Below are 21039 nucleotides of genomic sequence, written 5' to 3'. Positions count from 1 at the left end.
CTGCCGATAGAGATATCAACAACGACATTACCCTATGCTGATTCAGTTGGCTGACCCCCAACTGACCTTACAGGAGCCTTACCATGAGCATCGACAGAACGCAGCCTACTAATCCGGTTAGCACTGTTCAAACACGCGACAGCAACGACAACAGCGGCAAAGTGCGTCAGAGCGCTACGCCCGTAGCCAGCACCACCACTGAAAGCGGTGCGGAAGTGAAGTTGAGTCCGGCGCAGGCGCAGCTGATGCAGCCTGGCAGCAAAGACATTAACACAGCGCGCGTTGAGCAGCTGAAGACGGCCATTCGTAATGGCGAATTGAAAATGGATACCGGTAAGATCGCCGACGCGCTGATCGCCGATACCAAGGCGTATTTAGAGGGTAACTAATCCCAATGGACAATCTGCTGATCACCTTAGACAAAATGCAGGACGTGCTGACTTCTCTTGCCGTAGTAATGGATGAAGAACAACAGCAACTTTCTGCCGGCCAGATTAATGGCAACATGCTGCAGCGTATTTCTGAAGACAAAAGTGCGCTGCTGACCACGTTGAATTATCTGGACGAAATGCGCCGCACCACCGAGAAAACGCTCGGCACGCAGGCGCCCTATGGTGATCACCGCGATCGTGAAAGCCGCTGGATGCGTATTCAACAGCACACGCGCCGGTTGCGCGATGCCAATACGCACAATGGGATTTTGTTACAGCATCAAATCGGCTTCACTAATGAAGCATTAGCGGTATTGCGACCGCACCAAACCCAGGCGTTTTACGGCCCGGATGGTTTGGGTAAGGGTCAGGCGACGCTAAGTCGTAAAGGGTAGAAAAAGTGGGTTTGAAGAGGCTGCTATCTTTTGGGATGGCGGCCTTTTTGTTGTGTGCGGGACCTGCAGCATCTGCCGCTGCCGGGCGGTCCTCGCGCCGCTTACGCGGTACCTTCAGCTTCAACGTTGTGCCGACGGACCGTTCGGGATCGGGCTTCCTGCCCGGCCCGAACTGAGTCCCGCATCCATGTGGGACTCTCCTGGCCCACCGTTTACGCTTCAGCGCTGCGGATTGCCCTTACGCAGCGGCAGACGCTGCATGTCCGTTAAGAGAGTGCGGCCTTTAAACCATAGTGCGGCGCGCGAAATCGCGCGGACGGAAGCCCAGCAGGCCGAGCATCACGAAATACGCCCCGCCACCGATGGCACAAACTGCGGCCAGGCGAATCAGTCGCCACCACATCTGCCCCTCTTCCCATGCCGGCATCACCTGCAAAATACCCAGCAGCGCTGCGGCCATCACCACCACCGCAATCAGCAGACGCGACAGGAAACTAAACCAGCCCGGCTGCGGCTGGAAGATATCCTGCTTACGCAGTTGCCAGTACAGCAATCCGGCATTCAGGCAGGCGGCTAAACCGATCGACAGCGACAAACCGGCATGTTTGAGTGGGCCGATAAATGCCAGGTTCATCAATTGCGTGACAATCAGCGTCACGATGGCAATTTTCACCGGAGTTTTGATGTCCTGACGGGAATAAAAACCGGGTGCCAGCACTTTCACCACAATCAAACCCATCAAACCTACCGAATAGGCAATCAGCGCACGCTGCGTCATCAACGCATCAAAGGCGGTGAATTTGCCGTACTGGAACAGCGCAACCGTCAGTGGACCGGATAAAATCCCCAGCGCGACGGCGCTCGGCAACGCCAGCAGGAAGCAGAGGCGCAAACCCCAATCCATCAGGCGTGAATACTCTTCCTGATTGCCGCTGGCAAAACTCTTCGCCAGCGAGGGCAGCAAAATCGTGCCCAGCGCCACGCCCAGTACGCCGGAGGGAAACTCCATCAGACGATCAGCGTAGTACATCCACGAAACCGAGCCGGATACCAAAAATGAGGCGAAAATAGTGTTAATGATCAGCGAGATCTGGCTCACCGACACGCCGAGAATTGCCGGCCCCATTTGACGCATCACGCGCCACACACCCGCATCGCGCAGATTCAGGCGCGGCAAAACCAGCATGCCAATCTTTTTAAGATGCGGCAGTTGATAGCCCAACTGCAGCACGCCGCCCGCCACCACCGCCCAGGCCAGCGCCATCACCGGCGGATGGAAATGCGGCGCGGCAAACACCGCGAAACCAATCATGCTGACGTTCAGCAGCGTCGGTGCAAACGCCGGGACTGAAAACCGGTTCCAGGTGTTAAGGATCGCGCCCGCCAGCGACGCCAGCGAGATCAGCAGAATATAAGGAAAGGTGACGCGCAGGAGCGCGCTGGTTAAGGCGAATTTATCGGGCGTATCGGCAAAACCTGGCGCCGTCACCACAATTACCCAAGGTGCAGCGATCATCCCCAACACGGTCACCACCGCCAGCACCAGCGTTAATAAACCGGAGACGTAAGCAACAAACACGCGCGTGGCATCTTCGCCCTGCTTGCTTTTATATTCCGCAAGAATCGGCACAAATGCCTGGGAGAACGCGCCTTCAGCAAAAATACGACGCAGCAGGTTCGGCAGTTTGAAGGCAACAAAGAAGGCATCGGTGGCCATTCCTGCGCCAAAAACGCGCGCCACAATGGCATCTCGGGCAAAGCCCAGTACGCGGGAAAACAAGGTCATCGAACTGACCGCAGCCAGCGATTTCAACAAATTCATATTGAGTGGCGCATCCTGAAAAGTGTCGGAGAAATGAGCGACTTAGCGCGGACATCCCGTGATGTCCGGCGATAGTCTACTGCCACGGCGGGAAATGACCAGCATTGAGTGTTACAAGGAATTATTCGCGTTCGGCATCGCGCCACAATTTTTCCACCAGACGCTGCGCCACTAGCGCTTGTTCGCCACTGGTTTCAGGCATCGTCTGATTTTCTACGCACTGAATAAAATGGTGTGCCGCACCACTAAAACCGCGCTGGGTAAGATGACTTTGCCACGCGGGCGGTACATCACGCACGATACCGCTGCCGTTCTCCTGCTGCCAGTCGCGCATCTCATTAATTTCAATGTAATCTCCGTCGCAGATCGCGCTCACCACTTCACGTTGCGTACCAGCACGACGATGCATACTGGTGGTGATTTGCAGCGTGCCAGCGGAAAAATGGTGTTCGGCGTACAGCATCGCGCCATCATCATTGGTCTCAATGTGTCCCAATTCACGCGTCAGGGTGCCGCCCGCCAGCCACAGTGCGGTATCCACCACGTGCAGATAATCGTCCAGCAAGGTAAAACGCAGATCGTGCGGGCCGACGCTATCGGCGCGGTGCTTCTCGATGCGCAGCGAGGCGGCACGCGGCATTTCACTTTTTAGCTGCTGGTAACGCGGCGCAAACCGACGATTAAACGCCACCATCAGCTTGCGTTTTTGCTTGTGCGCCAGCGCCACCAGCGCTTCGGCCTGCTGCAGGGTTTCGGCTAATGGTTTATCCACGCAGACATCTTTGCCCGCCAGCAACAGCGCTTTAACCACCTCGAAATGGCTGGCGGTGCTGCTGTGGACAAACACTGCATCACTGGCGGCCGCCAGCGCATCCAGTTGACCAAAGTAAGGTATGCGATAGCTATCGCAAATGGGCTGCGCCTTTGCCTGATTGGGCGAAAACGCACCGGCAAGCTGCCAGCCACTGGCCTGCGATAACACCGGCAACCACGCTTTTTGCGCGATTCCACCCAAACCCACAATGCCAATTCGCAGCGTCATCTCAGCGCTCCTTTTGCAGCAGCTGTTGCAGTTGCGACTGCAACTGAGCAACCGTTTCTTCAAGTTGCGCGACACGCGCCGTCAAATCGTCACTGTCACTAACGGTTTCTGCACTGGCCGCCTCTTCCACCACGTCGCCACCAAACAGATGCATATAGCGACTCTCACGTTTACCCGGTTCGCGCGCCATACGCACTACCATTGGCCCCTCATCGCGTGTGATTAAACCGTTTAGCGTTTGCTCGACTTCGTTCATATCACTAAATTCGTGCAGACGACCGCTGCGGGTACGCAATTCGCCAGGCGTCTGTGCGCCGCGCAGGAACAGCAGCGTCAGTACCGCCACTTCAGCCGGACTCAATTGTAGATTTCCGAAGGCTGAATTGCAGAAGCGTTGTTCATATTTGCTGACGCGCTGACCAAAGCCGTTATTGGACGTCACCAAATGCTTTTTCACCAGCTCATCAAGCTGCGCTTGCACTTCCATCTCGCTGAGGTTCAGCACCGGTTCACGGTTGGATTTCTGATTACAGGCGGTGACGACGCCATTGAGGGAGAGCGGATACTGATCCGGCGTGGTGACCTGCTTCTCCAGCAGGCAACCAATCACGCGCAGCGCCTGCGCTGATAAGGCCATTTTCATTGCGTTAATCCTTTTTTTATTGTCCACGGCGATCCGGGTTCCACTCCCGCCAGGTCAGCGCTGTGAGCACATGATCCTGCCAGCGCCCATCAATCAATAAGTAATCTTTGGCGTAGCCCTCTTTTTCAAACCCAAGGCGCGCCAGCAGATCGCCACTGCGCTGATTGTGCGGCATGTAGTTGGCCATAATGCGGTGAATACGTTGCTGTCGTTGCATATAGCGCAGGGTGGTGTTGAGCGCTTCAAACATCAGTCCCTGACCTTGCCATTTCTCGCCCAGCGAATAGCCGAGATAGCAGGCGTGAAACGATCCGCGTAGCACGTTGCTGTAATTAGCAACACCACGCACTTCAGTCTCTTCTGGGTCCATCAGCACAAAATAGTAGGCTGAGCCCTGTTTGTGCATATCAGCAATCAGCCCGAGGCGCGCTTGCCAACCCGAAGGGTAACAATGGCTTTCATCGCGCACTGGCTCCCAGGGTTTTAGAAATGCACGATTTTCAGCGTAATAATCCGCTAATCGCCAGGCATCGCGTTCATGTACTAAACGCACCACTAAGCGATCGGTTGTGAGGCGTACGCGTGGGCCAGCAGAACGATAGCCAAACATCATGACTCCTGAAATCCATAACTTAAGAAAGATGTACGCCAGCGGCGATACGCCTCACTATAACCGTCACCCCGCTTGCGGTAAAACCCTTGAACGCGTTCCTCTGGATTCATCCTGATTTAGGATTAATATTTCTGCGGATTCGATGAAAAAATATCATCCTGAGAAAGCTGTTTTTCGCCCCTGCGCAGGCGGAAAATAGACCAATTGGTCTCTTATCTCCTCTCACTTGCTCAGGAATTAGCATGTCTCGGGTTGCGCGGGCACGACGCCTCGGTAAAACATTTCTCTTAGTGGATAACATGTTGGTGGTAATGGGATTTTTCGTGGTATTTCCCCTTATCTCTATCCATTTTGTCGAACAGCTAGGTTGGGCCGCGTTGATGGTCGGCATTGCGCTTGGCTTGCGCCAATTCGTCCAGCAGGGATTCGGCATCTTTGGCGGTGCCATTGCCGACCGTTTTGGTGCACGTCCACTGATTGTCACCGGCATGCTAATGCGCGCGGCGGGTTTTGCCTGCATGGCGCTGGCGCATGAACCCTGGCTGCTGTGGTTCGCCTGTTTGCTTTCCGGTCTTGGTGGCACGCTGTTTGACCCACCACGCAGTGCGCTGGTGATGAAACTGGTACGCGCACGCGATCGCGGCCGCTTCTTCTCGCTGCTGATGATGCAGGACAGCGCCGGTGCCGTGCTTGGCGCTCTGATTGGTAGCTGGCTGCTGGCGTGGGATTTCCGTCTGGTGTGCTGGGTCGGCGCGGCAGTGTTTGTCAGTGCTGCGCTGTTTAACGCTATTTGGTTACCCGCGTGGCGTATCTCGACAGAACGCATTGCGATGCGTGAAGGGATGCAACGCGTCTGGCAGGACAAGCGCTTTCGCCTGTATGTGCTGACCTTGACGGGCTACTACATTCTCGCCGTACAGGTGATGTTGATGCTGCCGGTGATGGTGAATCAGGTGGCCGGTGCGCCCGCTGCGGTGAAGTGGATGTACGCGATTGAAGCGCTGCTGTCATTAAGCCTGCTTTATCCGCTGGCGCGCTGGAGTGAGAAGCGCTTCCGCCTGGAAACGCGTTTGATGGCCGGTTTGTTCCTGATGACCTTCAGCCTGCTACCGGTTGGCATGACCGACTCGTTGCCGTCGCTGTTTATGCTGATCGCCGTCTTTTATCTCGGATCCATCATTGCCGAACCGGCACGTGAAACGCTTAGCGCGTCGCTGGCCAGTTCACGCGCTCGCGGCAGTTATATGGGCTTCAGCCGCCTCGGCCTCGCGATTGGTGGCTTAATTGGCTACTCCGGCGGTGGCTGGATGTTCGACATGGGCCAGCAATGGGCGCTGCCCGAACTGCCGTGGATGCTGCTGAGCAGCGTTGGCATGATCACTCTTTTGGCACTTTGGTGGCAGTTCCAGCCGCGTTCGGTGGCACCCGCAATTTTCAGCAGCTAGTTTGCCCCTGCCGTAGATCTCTTCCATACTTCCCGCACGTCAGAAAAAAGGGTGACCTCCGTCACCCTTAGAACCACAGGAGAAACGGGATGAAACTCTACATCTACGATCACTGCCCTTTCTGCGTCAAAGCACGCATGATTTTCGGGTTAAAAAATCTGCCGTTAGAACTGATTGTTATGCTGAATGACGATGAGCAAACGCCGAAAAAACTCATCGGCCAGAAGATGGCGCCGATTCTGCAAAAAGCCGATGGCAGTGCTGTACCAGAAAGTATGGATATCGTACGGCTGGTGGATAAGTCCGATCATGAGCCGCTGCTCAACGGCAAAAGTAATCCTGCCATCAGCGACTGGCTGCGCCACGTAAATGGTTACGTGAATAAGCTATTGCTACCCCGCATTGCTGATGCCTCCTTCGCTGAATTCGCTACGCCGGAAGCGCGCAGCTACTTTAGCGAGAAGAAGCAGGCCAGCGTGGGTGATTTCACCGAGTTGCGTAAACACGCGCCAGGCCTGATCAAAAATATCAGCGATGACCTGCGCCAGCTAGACAAGCTGATCGTCAAACCGAATGCGGTTAATGGTGAGCTTTCCGAAGATGATATTCATCTGTTCCCGCTACTGCGTTCATTGACGTTGGTAAACGGCATTGAATGGCCAAGCCGTGTTGCCGATTATCGCGACAATATGGCGAAACAGACTCAGGTCAATTTGCTCTCCTCTATTGCCGCGTAATTCCTATCCCTAGAGAGGCGCTACGGCGCTTCTCATCTCTCTCCTGGTGACACGTGCCGCTGAATCAGGCAGGCTATCGCTGTTTTGTTTTGCCGTTTCAATCAGGATGAGGACATTATGAAAAAGGCGTTTCCTGGGCTATTCGCCCTATTTTTTGCCGTGCTACTCAGCGGCTGTAACCAATTGACGCAATACACCATCAGCGAACAGGAAGTGAATCAAGCGCTGCAAAAACGCAATAACTTTGAAAAAGATATCGGTGTTTCCGGGCTGGTGAATGCGCACATTGTGCTGAGCGATCTCAACAGTCAGATTGGTCGTGAAGAACCCGGCAAAATCACGCTCTCGGGAAAAGCCAATATCAATGTCAGCTCACTGTTTGGTCCACAACAGGCCGAAATGCTGCTGAAAATGAAAGCGCAACCGGTCTATAACGCGCAAGAAGGCGCGATTTATCTGCATGATATGGAGATTGTCGATGCGCAGGTGCAGCCAGAAAAAATGGCCTCGATCATGAAAACCCTCACGCCCTATCTTAATGCGTCGCTGAAGCGCTACTTCAATGAGAAACCGGCCTATGTGCTGAGCGCAGATCGCAGCAAAGGCGAAGCGCTGGCGAAAAAACTCGCCAAAGGGATTGAAGTCAAACCGGGGCAATTAGTGATTCCGTTTACCGAATAATCCGCGTAACCGCACCTTCGGGTGCGGTTTTTGTTTGTCACGATAAAATCCCGTGCAAACGGTTGCCCACATCCTTATGATTACTCCCCGGCCTAAACGTGCCTCTCGTTTTCTTCTCAGCCGGAGTCTTTTTGAATGACAGCCCAACCTCAGCAAATCACTATTCGCCGCCCTGACGACTGGCACATCCATCTGCGTGATGGCGCGATGCTCAACGCCGTACTGCCGTATACCAGTGCTGTAAATGGACGTGCGATTGTCATGCCAAACCTGGTTCCACCGGTTATCAGCGTGGCCGCAGCCGTGGCTTATCGCGAACGCATCATGGCCGCATTACCTGCTGAGCATGCTTTTACTCCGCTGATGACCTGCTACCTCACCGATTCACTCGACCCCGATGAGATCGAACGCGGCTTTCGTGACGGCACGTTTACCGCCGCCAAACTCTATCCTGCGCATGCCACCACCAACTCCAGCCACGGCGTCACCAATATCGCCTCGATTGCTAAGGTGTTAGAGCGCATGCAGCAAATCGGCATGCCGATGCTGGTGCATGGCGAGGTAACCGATTCTCACATCGATATTTTTGATCGCGAAGCCCGCTTTATTGAAACCGTGCTGGAACCGCTGCGTAAGCAGTTCCCGGCGCTGAAAGTGGTGATGGAACACATCACCACCAAAGAAGCGGCGGAATATCTGGCAGCCGGTAACGATTTGTTGGGTGCCACCATTACGCCGCAACACCTGATGTTCAACCGTAACCACATGCTGGTGGGTGGCGTGCGTCCACATCTTTACTGCCTGCCGATCCTAAAACGCAATATTCACCAGGAAGCATTACGTCAACTGGTCGCCAGCGGTAATCGCCGTGTCTTCCTCGGTACCGATACTGCGCCGCATCTGCGTCACCTGAAAGAAGCGAGCTGTGGCTGCGCCGGGGTGTTCAATGCGCCAACCTCGTTGCCCGCTTACGCTACGGTATTTGAGGAGCTGAACGCGCTGGAACATTTTGAGGCTTTCTGCTCGGAAAACGGGGCGAATTTCTACGGCCTGCCGCTGAATGAGGGCACCTTGACGCTGGTACGTGAATCCTGGAAAGTAGAGGAGAGCATTGCACTGGCGGATGACACATTGGTACCTTTCCTCGCCGGTGAAACGCTGAACTGGCGTATCAAAGAATAATTTTCTGCTGCTTGCCTTCGGGATAATTATACTGTACAAATAAACAGTATATTATTCCGGAGGCTTCTATGCGTGTTGAAATTACCGTAGCAAAAACTTCGCCCCTTCCTGCTGGTGCACTTGATGCACTCAGCGTCGAACTGGTCCGTCGCATTACGCACGATTTCCCTGATGACGATCATCACGTCAAAGTACGTTACGCCGGCGGCAACCAACTCAGCGTGTTTGGTGGCTGCAAAGAATCACGCGAACGCATCAGCGAACTGTTACAAGAAACCTGGGAAAGCGCGGACGACTGGTTTAATAACGATTAACTGCCACTGTGCCGTTTTTGCCGGGTTTCGCCACCCGGCTTTTTTGTTTTTATTTCCCTCTCGCCAGAAAAACTTCCTGCATCTAGACTCATGTTAAGCGATCCCCTATTCTTGCCTCGTCATGCTTATAGGAGGTGTTTTACATGACTACTGAAAAACCAGAAGAGGCGATGACCTTTGGGGAATTGCTGGCATTTATTGCTGAGCAACAGCGCCGCTTAACCGTATTAGAAAATGCTTTTGCCACATTGACCTTCTGTCTCGACGATCGCGCCAATCAGTTACTGGTACACAATCTGACGTTGGAAGCACAAAATCAGAACCATGACGAGCAGTTACAGCAGCATTTTACGCGGCTGGCTGAAGAGATTCAGAAACGTCATGGCATGCTTCCCGCTGAGCCACACGCATAACAGTGCCGCATTTTTTGGCTTAACGTTTCCCAACATTAAAGCCGATAACCTCGTCAGCACTCGCCGTAATATTTGCAATAAAATGCCTGAGTCCTCGGGCATTTTATTATTCCCTTTAATGGCTATTTTGAGGACGTTTATTTTTACTCTGTTTAACTTCGTCATACCTTTTAACTATTGCACTCGCTAATTCATGTTATAATTGCTTCGCTAGTGCACGATACAGCCGCATTGAACCTCAAGAAGCACTTCGTTTAACGAGTAATACGGAGGTTATAATGGACAGAAATAAAGACGTCATCCAGACTCATCCATTGGTAGGATGGGACATCAGCACCGTAGACAGTTATGACGCCATGATGATTCGCCTGCACTCGCTCTCCTCGCAGGATCAGAAAGAAGAAGAAGCTGACGTGGGCCCGACCTACTGGCTGACTACCGATGTCGCCAGACAGTTTATCTCCCTACTTGAAGCTGGCATTGCAAAAATAGAGTCCACTGAGCAGTACCTACGCGACAATCAAAAGCATTAATTTCTACTATCGCGTGAAAGGGCACCCAACAGGGTGCCTTTTTCATGGGCGCTCTCTTTTGATATGCTGTTGAAAAATTTCGCCGTTTTGCTGGAGTGATGTGGTTATGGTTTATGATCTGATTGTGGTGGGAAGCGGTTCGGTTGGTGCAGCCGCCGGCTTTTACGCCACTCAAGCTGGTTTATCCGTGTTGATGATTGATAGCGCCCATCCCCCACACAGCCAAGGCACCCACCATGGCGAAACCCGCTTGATTCGTCATGCTTATGGTGAAGGTGAACGCTATGTGCCGCTGGTGCTGCGCGCTCAGACACTGTGGGATGAACTGGAACGTCAAAGCGGCGAGCGCATTATGCATCGCAGCGGTATCCTTAATTTAGCACCGCTCACCTCCTCCTTTATTCAAAATGTCATTGATAGCGCGAAAGCGTGGCAGCTGGATGTGAAAATCCTGCAGGCCGATGAAGTGCGTGCACGCTGGCCGCAATTCACAGTGCCGGATGGCTATATCGGTGTATTTGAACCCCACTCGGGTTTTCTCAAATGCGAGCAAGCGGTGCGCAGCTGGGTGCAACTGGCGGAACAGGCTGGCTGTGCGCAACTGTTTAATTGTCCAGTGACGGAAATTGGCCGCGATGGCGATCTGCAGCAGGTCACCACAAGCGATGGCATTTTCCGCGCACGTAAACTGTTGGTCAGCGCGGGAACCTGGGTCAGTCAGTTGGTCGCCGATCTGCCGGTCACGCCCGTGCGTAAAGTTTTTGCCTGGTATCAGGCGGACGGTCGCTATAGCGAGAACAACAAATTCCCAGGTTTTACCGTGGAGATGACCGACGGCAGCCACTTTTATGGCTTCCCGGCGGATAACAACGCGCTAAAAGTAGGACGTCATGATGGCGGCCAGCTGATGCAAACACCGGAAGATCGCAAACCCTTTGGCAGCATCGCAGTGGACGGTAACGAGTCCTTTAATTTCTTGCGTAAATTCCTGCCGGGCGTGGGGGTCTGCTTGCATGGCGAAGCCTGCAGCTATGACAACACGCCAGATGAGGATTTTATTATTGATACGCTGCCGGATGAGCCTAATCGCCTTATCATCACCGGTTTGAGCGGACATGGTTTTAAATTTGCCAGCGTGCTGGGCGAACTCGCCAGTGAGTTTGCGCAAAATAAACCGTTCTCTTTTGATATCAAGCCATTCTCGCTCGCGCGATTTAACTAATTCTTGCGTGTCGGCGTAATGACGCGCCGGCACACTTGACGTAAGTTGACATTTAATTACCTATATAGACATTCAACTCAAGGATTTGCCGCATTTGGTGTAGCCAATATGCCCTATCCCGTAATTACCCTTGTCTTTTAAGTCCTCCCTTCAATTATCCTGACTGAGTTTTAAATAAACCCTCATTTATTCCGAAGGTGATTTCCGACTTTATAGAAAAGTAAGGTTAATTGATCTTTCATTGCAAAATGTAGATGCTGATTACCACTTATTTCATTCTGCTGGATATTCATATGTGGCGTAATTCCACACAGCATTTCGGTGCCGTCTCCATTTTATTGCATTGGCTGATGGCGCTGGCTATTTACGGCATGTTCGCGCTGGGTTTATGGATGGTCGGATTAGGTTATTACGATGGCTGGTATCACGACGCACCAGAAATTCATAAAGGTGTCGGCATAATGCTGTTTGCTGCATTACTGCTGCGTCTCGGCTGGCGTTTTATCTCGCCGCCGCCAAAACCGCTGTCGAGCTCTTCGCCTTCCGTGCAGCGCAGCGCCAGCGCCGCGCACTGGATGTTATATGGCTTGCTGCTGGTGCTGCTGTTTACGGGTTACCTCATCTCCACCGCCGATGGCAAACCGATCTCAGTATTTGGCTGGTTCGACGTTCCCGCCCTGTTTAGCGGTGCCGCGCAACAAGCGGATCTGGCAGGTGACGTTCACCTTTGGCTGGCATGGGGTTTGGTGCTGCTCTCCGCCCTGCACGCGCTAGCTGCCCTGAAACACCATTTTATCGACCGTGATGTGACACTGAAAAGGATGTTGGGTTACCGCATCCCGTTAACCTCTGAAAAGGAAAAGTAACATGCTAAAGAAGACATTATTGGCAATAGCCGCGGCCGGATTATTGAGCACAAGCCTAACGGCCAGCGCGGCTGACTATAAGTTTGATAAGGAAGGCCAGCACGCGTTTGTTCAGTTCCGCATTCAGCATCTGGGCTACAGCTGGTTATACGGCACCTTTAAAGACTTTGATGGCAGTTTCACTTTTGATGAAGCCAATCCCTCGGCAGATAAAGTCAACGTCACCATCAATACCAATAGCCTCGACACCAACCATGCCGAGCGCGACAAACATCTGCGCAGCGCGGATTTCCTCAACACCGGTAAATTCCCACAGGCAACCTTTGCCTCTACTGCGGTGAAAAAAGAGGGCAAAGATTACAAGATCACTGGCGATTTAACGCTGAATGGCGTGACCAAGCCAGTGACGCTGGATGCAAAATTGATCGGTGAAGGTAAAGATCCGTGGGGCGGCTATCGTGCAGGATTTGAAGCGAGCGGTGAAATCGTGTTGAAAGAGTTCAATATCAGCAAAGATCTCGGCCCGGCATCGCAGAAAGCTGAACTGATTATTTCAGTGGAAGGCGTGCGTAAGTAAAGCAGTTACAGCCTGAAGTTGGATGGCTTCAGGCTGTGTTGCGCTTATTTTTTATCTGGCGCCGGAATCGCCATCGTCATGTTCAGCAAACCACGTGATTTGTTAAACACCTTGTTGCCATTTTCACGGCCCGCACGGCGTGCGCGCTGTTCTTCTGGCGACAACGTTGACTCTTCCATGCAGATTGGGCTGCAGCAGTTATTGTATTTTTCAGCGCAGCTGGGGCACTGAATAAACAACAAATGACAGCCATCATTGATGCAGTTGGTATGGCTATCGCAAGGCGTGCCGCACTGATGACAGCTGGAAAGAATATCATCGGATATCCGCTCACCCATGCGTTCATCAAAAACAAAGTTCTTACCTTTGAAACGCACCGGTAAACCCTGCTCGCGCGCCCGACGGGTGTATTCAATAATGCCCCCTTCAATGTGATAAACATCATTGAAACCGTTGTGCTTCATCCAGGCGCTGGCCTTTTCACAACGAATACCGCCAGTGCAGTACATGACAATTTTTTTGTCTTTCTGATCCTGCAACATATCAATGGCCATCGGCAACTGATCGCGGAAGGTATCCGCCGGCACTTCCATGGCATTATCGAAACGCCCCACTTCATATTCGTAGTGGTTGCGCATATCGACGAACAGCGCATCGGGATCGTCAAGCATCGCATTAACGTCAGCCGCTTTAAGATAAGCGCCCACATCGCTCGCATCAAAGCTGTCGTCTTCAATCCCATCCGCCACAATGCGCTCACGCACTTTAAGGCGCAGTACCCAGAAAGATTTACCGTCATCATCAAGCGCAATGTTCATACGTAAATTATGCAGAGCCGCATCGAAAGCATAGAGCGCTGCCTTCATTGCTTCATAACGGCTTGCCGGCACGCTGATTTGCGCGTTGATACCTTCATGCGCGACATACACGCGGCCAAACACCTTGAATTTCGTCAACTCAACGTAGAGGGCATCACGGAACGCTTTAGGATCGGCAATCTGGAAGTATTTATAAAAAGAGACTGTGGTACGTGGTTCGGTTTCCGCCAACATACGTTCTTTCAGCTCTTTATTGGAAACAAGGTTATGTAACACTGGCATGGTGTTCGTTCCTGTTAGCAATCAGAGAAATTTAGCGCGCGTATGATACCTGAAGCGTGAGGCAAAATCTTTGGTTTGTTAAGCCTGACGGTTACGATTACCGGCGCATTAGTGCGTTACAATTGCGTTTTCGTGCGTATATGTGCTGCCGGATAGCCCTCCGCAGTCTATGCTTGATTTCAGCCAGAACGAAAAAATGGCATAATCACAAAAAATTACAGAAACCGGACTCTCTGGCATAAGACGCAGGATACTGACATTTCCATGACTCAACTTCCCCAACTCACCCGTGAACTGCTTCATCCGCGCTACTGGCTTACCTGGCTTGGCATTGGTTTTCTTTACCTGCTGGTACTGCTGCCCTACCCGGTACTGCATGCGATTGGCTGTGGGCTTGGACGCATTGCAATGCGCTTTATGAAGCGCCGTGTAGAAGTGGCGCAGCGCAATCTGGAAGTGTGCTTTCCTACTATGCCGACCAACGAGCGTGACGCGATGGTGAAGCATAATTTCGAATCTGTGGGCATGGGGCTGATTGAAACCGGCATGGCATGGTTCTGGCCGGACTGGCGCATTCGTAAATGGGTGACCACCAGTGGCCTGGAGCACGTTTCCAACGCACTGGCTGAGAAACGCGGCATATTATTAATTGGCATGCACTTCCTCACTCTGGAGTTGGGGGCGCGCGTATTTGGTATGCACAATCCAGGCATTGGCGTGTATCGCCCCAACGACAATAAATTGATCGACTGGCTGCAAACCTGGGGCCGCATGCGTTCGAATAAAAGCATGCTTGACCGCAAAGACCTTAAAGGCATGATTCGCGCCATGAAGAACAACGACATCATCTGGTATGCGCCGGACCATGATTATGGCCCGCGCAGCAGCGTGTTTGCTCCCTTCTTTGCGGTGCAGGACGCGGCGACAACCACCGGAACCCATATGTTGATTCGTCTGGCAAATCCTAGCGTGGTACCTTTCCTGGCACGACGACTGCCGAACGCGCGTGGTTATGAGCTTAAAATGATGCCTGACATCCGCGATAAATTTGCCCTGGAATCAGAACTCGAGACCGCTGTGGTAATGAATAAAGTGGTAGAAGAGACGGTTCTGCTGGCTCCCGAGCAATATATGTGGCTGCACCGCCGCTTTAAAACCCGCCCGCAGGGGCAGCCTTCCGTTTATTAAAAGTGAGTCGGGGCGCAGATGGCGCCTCGATTTTCCCCTCGAAATTTGCCTTATCACATGACATTCAACGATCTTCTGTTAATGAAGTGGTACCAGTCTTAACTTAGGCTGATCGTGGCATTAGCGCCGATGTTAGTCACATGAGAATCCGCAAATTAACCCGGATGCCCTAAAATATTTATCTTTCAACATCAGGGCTGACCGTAAAATCCAGCATGTTATTGATTCTGGGTTTTCCAACGCATTAATATTTACTCATCATTTTTGTGCCACTACGGCCCTGATTTTGAGCACTTCCAGGTCTATTCCTATTTAATATCCCTAAACTCTTCGACTTCACTTATCAATGTAGTAAAATTAACTTACGAAACAAGGTATTGTCCTAATAAAAACACTCATATTCCATTTAAATAAAATAAAGCACCTTCTTATATCATTATGGAATTTGTTCGTGAAATCGATTCCAGCTAATTTCGGTCATGTCAGTTAGCACGTTAAGTCGCTTTTTTAAAAAATATAAAAAGATTACACACAGCAAATATATCTCAGGACAAATCTAAAATGAATAAAGGCATCTACTACTACGTAACGATCAGTACCGATCAGGAAGGTTATCATCTTCTACATCGAAAAGAGTGCAAACGGCTACCGGTAAAGGAGGATATGGTTTTTATTGGCACTCTATATAATTTAAATCAGGCACTATCAACCGCACGTATTAATTTCAAAAAGGTTAAGCCCTGTATTAAATGTTGTATTCGTTACTCAGCTCCAATTATTCATGACTCTGTACGTCCGGTATTACACTTTCCTCAGAAATTAATCTGACTGGTTGGGCGGTTGAATTTCACTCAACCGCCCAACCGATATTCCCTGCCGCCCCGCACTTCCTGATTTTTCGTCTATTCTTCTGTGAAATCCTTTTTTTTCCTATGGAGTTGATGATGAGCCTGTTTAGCACCCTTGAAGAAGCCATTGAAGCCGCTCGCGAAGAGTTTCTCGCCACCCAACCTGAAATCGCAGAAGAAGATGCCAGCGTCAGCCAGTTTGCCCTGCAGAAGTACGTGATGCAGGATGGCGACATTATGTGGCAGGCAGAATTTTTCGCTGAAGAGAATGGTCAGGGTGAATGCCTGCCCATTTCCAGCGGAGAAGCCGCGCAGGCAATATTTGACGGCGATTTTGATGAAGTCGAACTGCGTCAGGAGTGGCAGGCAGAAAATACGCTGCACGAATGGGACGAAGGCGAATTCCAGCTAGAACCACCGCGTGACCTGGAAGAAGGCGAAGCGGCAGCGCAAGAGTGGGAAGACGATAACAGCCCTTCTGACAATCTGTAATTGACGTTATTCGTACGGACCGTGATTGGCATCAACCGGCAATAAAAGTGTGTCCATCACCAGCGATAGCGGTAAATCGAGAATGGTCAGTACACGCCACGGTCCGTCACGAACATCCCACTGCACGCCGGGATAATATTGATTACCGTGACCCTGGCCGGGAAAGGTACGGCTGATAATGCTGCCACAGCCGGATAATAAAACGATGGCGACGCTAAGCGCGGTTAGTTTCAGGAAATCATTCACAACATTTACTCACAGTGGACTGGTGTTAGTTTAACCGCCTGTGAGATGAAATAACCACTACCTACGCGTAAAGATTTCGTCAGATTAATGGCGAAAAAAAAGCGGCATTTCTGCCGCTTTCCACTCTCTCATCCTCAGCGCTGTGGCAGCGCTTCTGGATTGAGCTTCAGCTTCTGATAGCTTTCCACCCACTGATGATATTTGTCCGCGCTTTCCCACAAGCGTGAGTGCACACGAGCCAGCACCACCGGATCGCTGATCAGCTGCAAACGCTGCTCACGATTCAGTTTTTCTGGCGCATCACTCAGAGCCTGATCAACACGACGATCGCGTGCATGGTCCAGCAAATCACTCTGCTTATGACGCGATGTTGCCATTGCCGTCGCCAGAGCATTGAACGCTGGGTTAAACAGCGCATGCATAAAACCATTTTTCAGCGCGCGTTGACGGTTGATCTGCAAGTAGTGATCGGTATCGACCAGCTCTTTCGGTGGCTCATACTCTTCCGGAATCAGGAATAGTTTGGCGTTTTTACTCTTCTGTCCCACCGTCGCGCGGCTCGACATCACCGACACAAATGGCGACAGGATCAGCGAGAAGACGATTGGCGACAACCACCACAGGAAGTTCAGATCGAGGAAGCCCATGCCGCCTGCCCACACCAGACCTAACAGCATCTGTGAACCATGGCGACGGAAAGCTTCGCTCCACGGCGTAGCATCATCATCACGCTGCGGTGAATTCCACACCACTTCCCAACCGAGGAACGCACTGACCACGAACACGGTGTGGAACAGCATGCGCACCGGCGCCAGCAGCACCGAGAACAGCATTTCCAGAATCAGCGAGCAGAACAAGCGGATGGCGCCACCGTAAGGTTTCGCTCCTTTGCACCAAATCAGCACCACACTCAACAACTTCGGCAGGAACAGCAGCACCAGTGTCGTTGAGAACAATGCAATCGCCAAATCGGGACGCCACTGCGGCCATACCGGGAACAGCTGACGCGGTTGCAGGAAGTAGGTCGGCTCCATGAGCGTATGCACCACCTGCAAGGCGGTTGACAGCGCAAGGAACATGAACCACAACGGCGCAGACAGATAAGACATCACGCCCGTCAGGAACACCGCACGGTGAACCGGATGCATCCCTTTTACCAGGAACAGACGGAAGTTCATCAGGTTACCGTGACACCAGCGACGGTCACGCTTCAGCTCATCCAGCAGGTTCGGTGGCAGCTCTTCATAAGAACCCGGCAGATCGTACGCAATCCATACGCCCCAACCGGCACGACGCATCAGTGCCGCTTCAACGAAGTCATGCGACAGAATCGAACCGGCGAACGAACCTTCACCCGGCAGCGGTGCCAGCGCACAGTGCTCAATGAACGGCTGCACACGAATGATGGCGTTATGGCCCCAATAGTGTGATTCACCTAACTGCCAGAAGTGCAGACCGGCGGTGAACAACGGACCGTACACACGCGTGGCAAACTGCTGGCAACGGGCATACAACGTATCCATGCCAGACGCTTTCGGCGACGACTGAATAATACCGGCGTTCGGGTTAGCTTCCATCATACGCACCAGACCGGTGAGACACTCACCGCTCATCACGCTGTCGGCGTCCAGCACCACCATATAGCTGTAGTTGACGCCCCAGCGTCGGCAGAAGTCATCGATGTTACCGCTTTTACGCTTCACACGACGACGACGACGACGATAGAAAATCTTGCCCGCGCCACCGACATCACGTACCAGTTCCATCCAGGCTTTCTGCTCGGCGATAGCGATATCCGCGTCGTAGCTGTCACTCAGAATGTAAACGTCGAAGTGTTCGGCATTACCGGTACGTTTAACCGATTCCCAGGTCGCACGCAGGCCCGCAAACACACGTTCTACGTCTTCATTACAGATCGGCATGATCAACGCAGTACGATGTTCCGGATTAAGCGGTTCATCGCCGGTGGTTGAATACGAAATACTGTATTTATCACGACCAATCAGCAACTGCAGGAAGCCCATCAACGCGGTCCAGAAACCGGCTGAAACCCAACAGAACAGGATGGCAAAGAGGAACAGAATCCCGGTCTGCAGAATGTACGGCAGAATCAGTTCAACCGACTGCAACCAGTTCTGGTTGAACATCTCGATAGGATCGATCAGCGTCCAGCCCTGATACGGCAGAATGGTTTTCATGTACCAGGTCGCCACCACAGTCTGCAGAATCGTCAGAATCAGCAGCACGTAACGACGCACCGATCCTACATGGCGCCATTTATCTTCGTTTTTCTGCTCTTCAACAGTGGCATAACGTGGCGTAGATTTCTGGCCGCGTAGGGAATCCCAGGCGCGCGCAATCGGATTGGTGCGCCAGATCTCCGGGAACATCAACGAGCGCTTCACCTTCGGCATCGCCTTTAGCGTGGTGCGGTCGAGATAATCCTTGCTCAGTTGCTGACCATCAGCCAATGAGTCCGGCCAGGCCATTTGCACACGGGATGACACCGATTTCAGCGGCGCATCATCCGGGCGCTCGCTGGCGGCGTTATCCTGCCCCAGCGACGTATGAATAGCGTGGAACGCCTGGGCATTCTGGAGTGAATCGCTCAGACGGGCGCGCCCTGCCGCATCAAGCGGCAGAGCCTCCACGTAAGATTGAGGTAGAAATATCGATTTATTCATTGGCAGGTAGCTGATAGCTCCAGGTTTCCGTCAATGTCTTGTCGCCGCTCACCAGCGCCGCACGCATCTCAGTCGGCTGCTTGTTATCTTTCACTCGCAGACGCAACACCAGACGCCAGCCCTTGGTCACCGGGTTGTAGCGCACACTCTGCTCAACCACGTCAGCGTTATTACCCACGCTCACCTGCGGTGCCACTTGCGTATCTTCCGGCAGCTTGCTCATCGCTTTGCCAACGAAATCTACAGTGAAGGCGATTGAGCCGTCTGGCTGACGTACCAGATTCGACTGCTTCACATCACCGGCTGAACGCAGCGTGTCTTTCACCCACGCGATATCGTCTGAGTGCAGCTGATTTTCATCGCGCGTGAAATGCAGGCGATACTGGAAGTTCATCTCTTTGCCTGGCTCTGGCAGTTTTTCCGGCGTCCAGAACGCAACGATGTTGTCGTTGGTTTCATCCGCAGTGGGAATCTCTACCAGTTCAACGCGGCCTTTACCCCAATCACCTTGCGGCTCAACCCAGCCACTTGGGCGCAGGTCGTAGCGATCGTCGAGATCCTGGAAACGGCTGAAATCACGCGAGCGCTGCAGCAGACCAAAGCCTTTCGGGTTCTCTACGGTAAAGGTGCTGACCGCCAGATGTTTCGGGTTATTCAGCGGACGCCAAATCCATTCACCGTTACCGGCATGAATTGAAAGACCATTCGAATCGTGCAGCTCTGAACGGAAGTTGGTCACCGGCGATGGCTGGTTCGCACCAAACAGGAACATGCTGGTCAGCGGCGCCACGCCCAGTTTGCCGACGTTGTCACGCAGGTAAACTTTCGATTGCACATCAACCGTTGATTCTTTGCCCGGATGGATGGTGAAGCGATAGGCACCGGACGCACGTGGCGAATCCAGCAGCGCATAAATCACCAGCTGTTTATCCTGCGGTTTTGGACGTTCAATCCAGAACTCTTTAAAGCGCGGGAACTCTTCACCTGACGGCAAGGCGGTGTCAATCGCCAAACCGCGCGCCGAAAGACCGTATACCTGGCCTTCGCCAATCACACGGAAATAGCTGGCGCCGAGGAAGCTGGTGATCTCGTCGTCTTTGCCCTTTTTATTTAAAGGATACAACACCTTAAACCCAGCAAAGCCGAGGTTTTTGACTGAATCAGCATCGTGTTTTACGTTGCCGAAATTGAAGTAGTCAGGATTATATTTAATTTCACGTACTGAAGACGCCGTGACTTCGTTAATTTTCACCGGCGTATCGAAATACATGCCCTGATGATAGAACTCAAGCTTAAACGGCGTGCGCAGTTTGCCCCAATAAGCTTTGTCGTGGTTAAACTGGATCTGCTGGTAGTCAGCAAACTTCATTTCACGAAACTGAGAGGGTAAATTGCTTTTTGGCGCTTCGAAACTTTTCCCTGCCAACGCCTTGGCTTGTTTTGCAACATCATCAATGTTAAACGCCCAACTATTGTTGGCATACATAGCCAGCAGAACTGCCGCGCCTACCCAGCGCATCTTTACCAGTCCCACTTTATTATTCACATTATTCAGCACATCCCCC

At 52.3% G+C, this 21039-nt stretch carries 23 protein-coding genes; 15 read left to right on the top strand and 8 right to left on the bottom strand.

Features of this window, described 5'->3' with window-relative positions:
• Positions 1–83 precede the first annotated feature (83 nt).
• Positions 84–389: a flagellar biosynthesis anti-sigma factor FlgM gene (flgM, locus tag ACRQ84_RS03330; RefSeq protein ID WP_064740860.1), complete on the top strand. Its 306-nt coding sequence runs from the start codon at positions 84–86 to the stop codon at positions 387–389.
• Between the two features lie 5 nt (positions 390–394).
• On the top strand, positions 395–826 hold the full coding sequence (gene flgN / locus ACRQ84_RS03325; protein ID WP_483817172.1) for a flagellar export chaperone FlgN: 432 nt from the start codon (positions 395–397) through the stop codon (positions 824–826).
• Between the two features lie 283 nt (positions 827–1109).
• Here flgN and murJ read toward each other — a convergent pair whose 3' ends face one another.
• The 4 genes from murJ to rimJ all read right to left on the bottom strand — a co-directional run bounded on the left by murJ (position 1110) and on the right by rimJ (position 4943).
• Positions 1110–2648, bottom strand: coding sequence for a murein biosynthesis integral membrane protein MurJ (gene murJ, locus ACRQ84_RS03320; RefSeq protein ID WP_064740858.1), 1539 nt, complete (start codon positions 2646–2648; stop codon positions 1110–1112).
• Positions 2649–2769: 121 nt separating this feature from the next.
• Positions 2770–3690 (bottom strand): Gfo/Idh/MocA family protein, encoded by a 921-nt coding sequence (locus tag ACRQ84_RS03315; RefSeq protein ID WP_483817171.1) that lies wholly within the window; start codon positions 3688–3690, stop codon positions 2770–2772.
• Between the two features lies 1 nt (position 3691).
• Positions 3692–4333, bottom strand: a complete 642-nt coding sequence (locus tag ACRQ84_RS03310) for a DUF480 domain-containing protein (protein WP_483817170.1) — start codon at positions 4331–4333, stop codon at positions 3692–3694.
• Between the two features lie 16 nt (positions 4334–4349).
• Positions 4350–4943, bottom strand: coding sequence for a ribosomal protein S5-alanine N-acetyltransferase (gene rimJ, locus ACRQ84_RS03305; protein WP_064740854.1), 594 nt, complete (start codon positions 4941–4943; stop codon positions 4350–4352).
• 245 nt (positions 4944–5188) lie between these two features.
• Here rimJ and mdtH point away from each other — a divergent pair, with 245 nt between their 5' ends.
• From mdtH to ACRQ84_RS03255, 10 genes are all read left to right on the top strand, one after another.
• Complete coding sequence (mdtH, locus tag ACRQ84_RS03300) at positions 5189–6391, top strand: multidrug efflux MFS transporter MdtH (RefSeq protein WP_064740853.1); 1203 nt, start codon at positions 5189–5191, stop codon at positions 6389–6391.
• A gap of 89 nt (positions 6392–6480) precedes the next feature.
• Positions 6481–7128, top strand: coding sequence for a glutaredoxin 2 (gene grxB, locus ACRQ84_RS03295; protein ID WP_064740852.1), 648 nt, complete (start codon positions 6481–6483; stop codon positions 7126–7128).
• Between the two features lie 117 nt (positions 7129–7245).
• Positions 7246–7809, top strand: a complete 564-nt coding sequence (locus tag ACRQ84_RS03290) for a lipoprotein (RefSeq protein ID WP_064740851.1) — start codon at positions 7246–7248, stop codon at positions 7807–7809.
• Positions 7810–7944: 135 nt separating this feature from the next.
• Entirely contained in the window at positions 7945–8991 is a 1047-nt protein-coding gene (gene pyrC, locus ACRQ84_RS03285; protein ID WP_064740850.1) for a dihydroorotase, read from the top strand.
• Positions 8992–9059: 68 nt separating this feature from the next.
• Positions 9060–9305 carry a DNA damage-inducible protein I gene (dinI, locus tag ACRQ84_RS03280; protein WP_064740849.1) on the top strand — a complete coding sequence of 82 codons (246 nt, stop codon included), beginning with the start codon at positions 9060–9062 and terminating at the stop codon, positions 9303–9305.
• Between the two features lie 143 nt (positions 9306–9448).
• Positions 9449–9718 (top strand): hypothetical protein, encoded by a 270-nt coding sequence (locus ACRQ84_RS03275; RefSeq protein WP_483817169.1) that lies wholly within the window; start codon positions 9449–9451, stop codon positions 9716–9718.
• 278 nt (positions 9719–9996) lie between these two features.
• Positions 9997–10251, top strand: a complete 255-nt coding sequence (bssS, locus tag ACRQ84_RS03270; protein ID WP_007893664.1) for a biofilm formation regulator BssS — start codon at positions 9997–9999, stop codon at positions 10249–10251.
• Between the two features lie 106 nt (positions 10252–10357).
• Entirely contained in the window at positions 10358–11473 is a 1116-nt protein-coding gene (gene solA / locus ACRQ84_RS03265; RefSeq protein ID WP_483817168.1) for an N-methyl-L-tryptophan oxidase, read from the top strand.
• A gap of 293 nt (positions 11474–11766) precedes the next feature.
• Positions 11767–12339 carry a cytochrome b gene (locus ACRQ84_RS03260; protein WP_064741211.1) on the top strand — a complete coding sequence of 191 codons (573 nt, stop codon included), beginning with the start codon at positions 11767–11769 and terminating at the stop codon, positions 12337–12339.
• Between the two features lies 1 nt (position 12340).
• Positions 12341–12916 carry a YceI family protein gene (locus ACRQ84_RS03255; protein WP_064740846.1) on the top strand — a complete coding sequence of 192 codons (576 nt, stop codon included), beginning with the start codon at positions 12341–12343 and terminating at the stop codon, positions 12914–12916.
• A gap of 44 nt (positions 12917–12960) precedes the next feature.
• Here ACRQ84_RS03255 and trhO read toward each other — a convergent pair whose 3' ends face one another.
• Positions 12961–14016 carry an oxygen-dependent tRNA uridine(34) hydroxylase TrhO gene (gene trhO / locus ACRQ84_RS03250; RefSeq protein ID WP_483817167.1) on the bottom strand — a complete coding sequence of 352 codons (1056 nt, stop codon included), beginning with the start codon at positions 14014–14016 and terminating at the stop codon, positions 12961–12963.
• Between the two features lie 264 nt (positions 14017–14280).
• Here trhO and ACRQ84_RS03245 point away from each other — a divergent pair, with 264 nt between their 5' ends.
• The 3 genes from ACRQ84_RS03245 (at position 14281) to ACRQ84_RS03235 (ending at position 16544) form a co-directional block, all read left to right on the top strand.
• Complete coding sequence (locus ACRQ84_RS03245) at positions 14281–15204, top strand: Kdo(2)-lipid IV(A) acyltransferase (RefSeq protein WP_483817166.1); 924 nt, start codon at positions 14281–14283, stop codon at positions 15202–15204.
• Between the two features lie 561 nt (positions 15205–15765).
• Positions 15766–16032: a hypothetical protein gene (locus ACRQ84_RS03240; RefSeq protein WP_073991701.1), complete on the top strand. Its 267-nt coding sequence runs from the start codon at positions 15766–15768 to the stop codon at positions 16030–16032.
• Between the two features lie 116 nt (positions 16033–16148).
• Complete coding sequence (locus tag ACRQ84_RS03235) at positions 16149–16544, top strand: MysB family protein (protein ID WP_483817875.1); 396 nt, start codon at positions 16149–16151, stop codon at positions 16542–16544.
• 6 nt (positions 16545–16550) lie between these two features.
• Here the strand turns inward: ACRQ84_RS03235 and ACRQ84_RS03230 are convergent, their stop codons facing one another.
• From ACRQ84_RS03230 to ACRQ84_RS03220, 3 genes are all read right to left on the bottom strand, one after another.
• Positions 16551–16790, bottom strand: a complete 240-nt coding sequence (locus ACRQ84_RS03230; protein ID WP_064740839.1) for a YceK/YidQ family lipoprotein — start codon at positions 16788–16790, stop codon at positions 16551–16553.
• 134 nt (positions 16791–16924) lie between these two features.
• Entirely contained in the window at positions 16925–19474 is a 2550-nt protein-coding gene (gene mdoH, locus ACRQ84_RS03225) for a glucans biosynthesis glucosyltransferase MdoH (RefSeq protein ID WP_064740838.1), read from the bottom strand.
• On the bottom strand, positions 19467–21002 hold the full coding sequence (locus ACRQ84_RS03220; protein WP_196762382.1) for a glucan biosynthesis protein G: 1536 nt from the start codon (positions 21000–21002) through the stop codon (positions 19467–19469). The genes mdoH and ACRQ84_RS03220 overlap by 8 nt, the downstream gene beginning before the upstream one ends.
• Between the last annotated feature and the right edge of the window lie 37 nt (positions 21003–21039).

The sequence above is a fragment of the Pantoea sp. E2023-21 genome, assembly GCF_051302795.1.
Taxonomy (GTDB): Bacteria; Pseudomonadota; Gammaproteobacteria; order Enterobacterales; family Enterobacteriaceae; genus Pantoea; species Pantoea ludwigii_A.
The sequence above is the reverse complement of the archived record's forward strand: the minus strand, read 5'-3'. Positions and strand labels throughout refer to the sequence as shown.

Coding starts and splice junctions, on each gene's coding strand:
- flgM (WP_064740860.1), top strand. CDS start 84: ATGAGCATCGACAGAACGCAGCCTACTAATCCGGTTAGCACTGTTCAA.
- flgN (WP_483817172.1), top strand. CDS start 395: ATGGACAATCTGCTGATCACCTTAGACAAAATGCAGGACGTGCTGACT.
- murJ (WP_064740858.1), bottom strand. CDS start 2,648: ATGAATTTGTTGAAATCGCTGGCTGCGGTCAGTTCGATGACCTTGTTT.
- ACRQ84_RS03315 (WP_483817171.1), bottom strand. CDS start 3,690: ATGACGCTGCGAATTGGCATTGTGGGTTTGGGTGGAATCGCGCAAAAA.
- ACRQ84_RS03310 (WP_483817170.1), bottom strand. CDS start 4,333: ATGAAAATGGCCTTATCAGCGCAGGCGCTGCGCGTGATTGGTTGCCTG.
- rimJ (WP_064740854.1), bottom strand. CDS start 4,943: ATGTTTGGCTATCGTTCTGCTGGCCCACGCGTACGCCTCACAACCGAT.
- mdtH (WP_064740853.1), top strand. CDS start 5,189: ATGTCTCGGGTTGCGCGGGCACGACGCCTCGGTAAAACATTTCTCTTA.
- grxB (WP_064740852.1), top strand. CDS start 6,481: ATGAAACTCTACATCTACGATCACTGCCCTTTCTGCGTCAAAGCACGC.
- ACRQ84_RS03290 (WP_064740851.1), top strand. CDS start 7,246: ATGAAAAAGGCGTTTCCTGGGCTATTCGCCCTATTTTTTGCCGTGCTA.
- pyrC (WP_064740850.1), top strand. CDS start 7,945: ATGACAGCCCAACCTCAGCAAATCACTATTCGCCGCCCTGACGACTGG.
- dinI (WP_064740849.1), top strand. CDS start 9,060: ATGCGTGTTGAAATTACCGTAGCAAAAACTTCGCCCCTTCCTGCTGGT.
- ACRQ84_RS03275 (WP_483817169.1), top strand. CDS start 9,449: ATGACTACTGAAAAACCAGAAGAGGCGATGACCTTTGGGGAATTGCTG.
- bssS (WP_007893664.1), top strand. CDS start 9,997: ATGGACAGAAATAAAGACGTCATCCAGACTCATCCATTGGTAGGATGG.
- solA (WP_483817168.1), top strand. CDS start 10,358: ATGGTTTATGATCTGATTGTGGTGGGAAGCGGTTCGGTTGGTGCAGCC.
- ACRQ84_RS03260 (WP_064741211.1), top strand. CDS start 11,767: ATGTGGCGTAATTCCACACAGCATTTCGGTGCCGTCTCCATTTTATTG.
- ACRQ84_RS03255 (WP_064740846.1), top strand. CDS start 12,341: ATGCTAAAGAAGACATTATTGGCAATAGCCGCGGCCGGATTATTGAGC.
- trhO (WP_483817167.1), bottom strand. CDS start 14,016: ATGCCAGTGTTACATAACCTTGTTTCCAATAAAGAGCTGAAAGAACGT.
- ACRQ84_RS03245 (WP_483817166.1), top strand. CDS start 14,281: ATGACTCAACTTCCCCAACTCACCCGTGAACTGCTTCATCCGCGCTAC.
- ACRQ84_RS03240 (WP_073991701.1), top strand. CDS start 15,766: ATGAATAAAGGCATCTACTACTACGTAACGATCAGTACCGATCAGGAA.
- ACRQ84_RS03235 (WP_483817875.1), top strand. CDS start 16,149: ATGAGCCTGTTTAGCACCCTTGAAGAAGCCATTGAAGCCGCTCGCGAA.
- mdoH (WP_064740838.1), bottom strand. CDS start 19,474: ATGAATAAATCGATATTTCTACCTCAATCTTACGTGGAGGCTCTGCCG.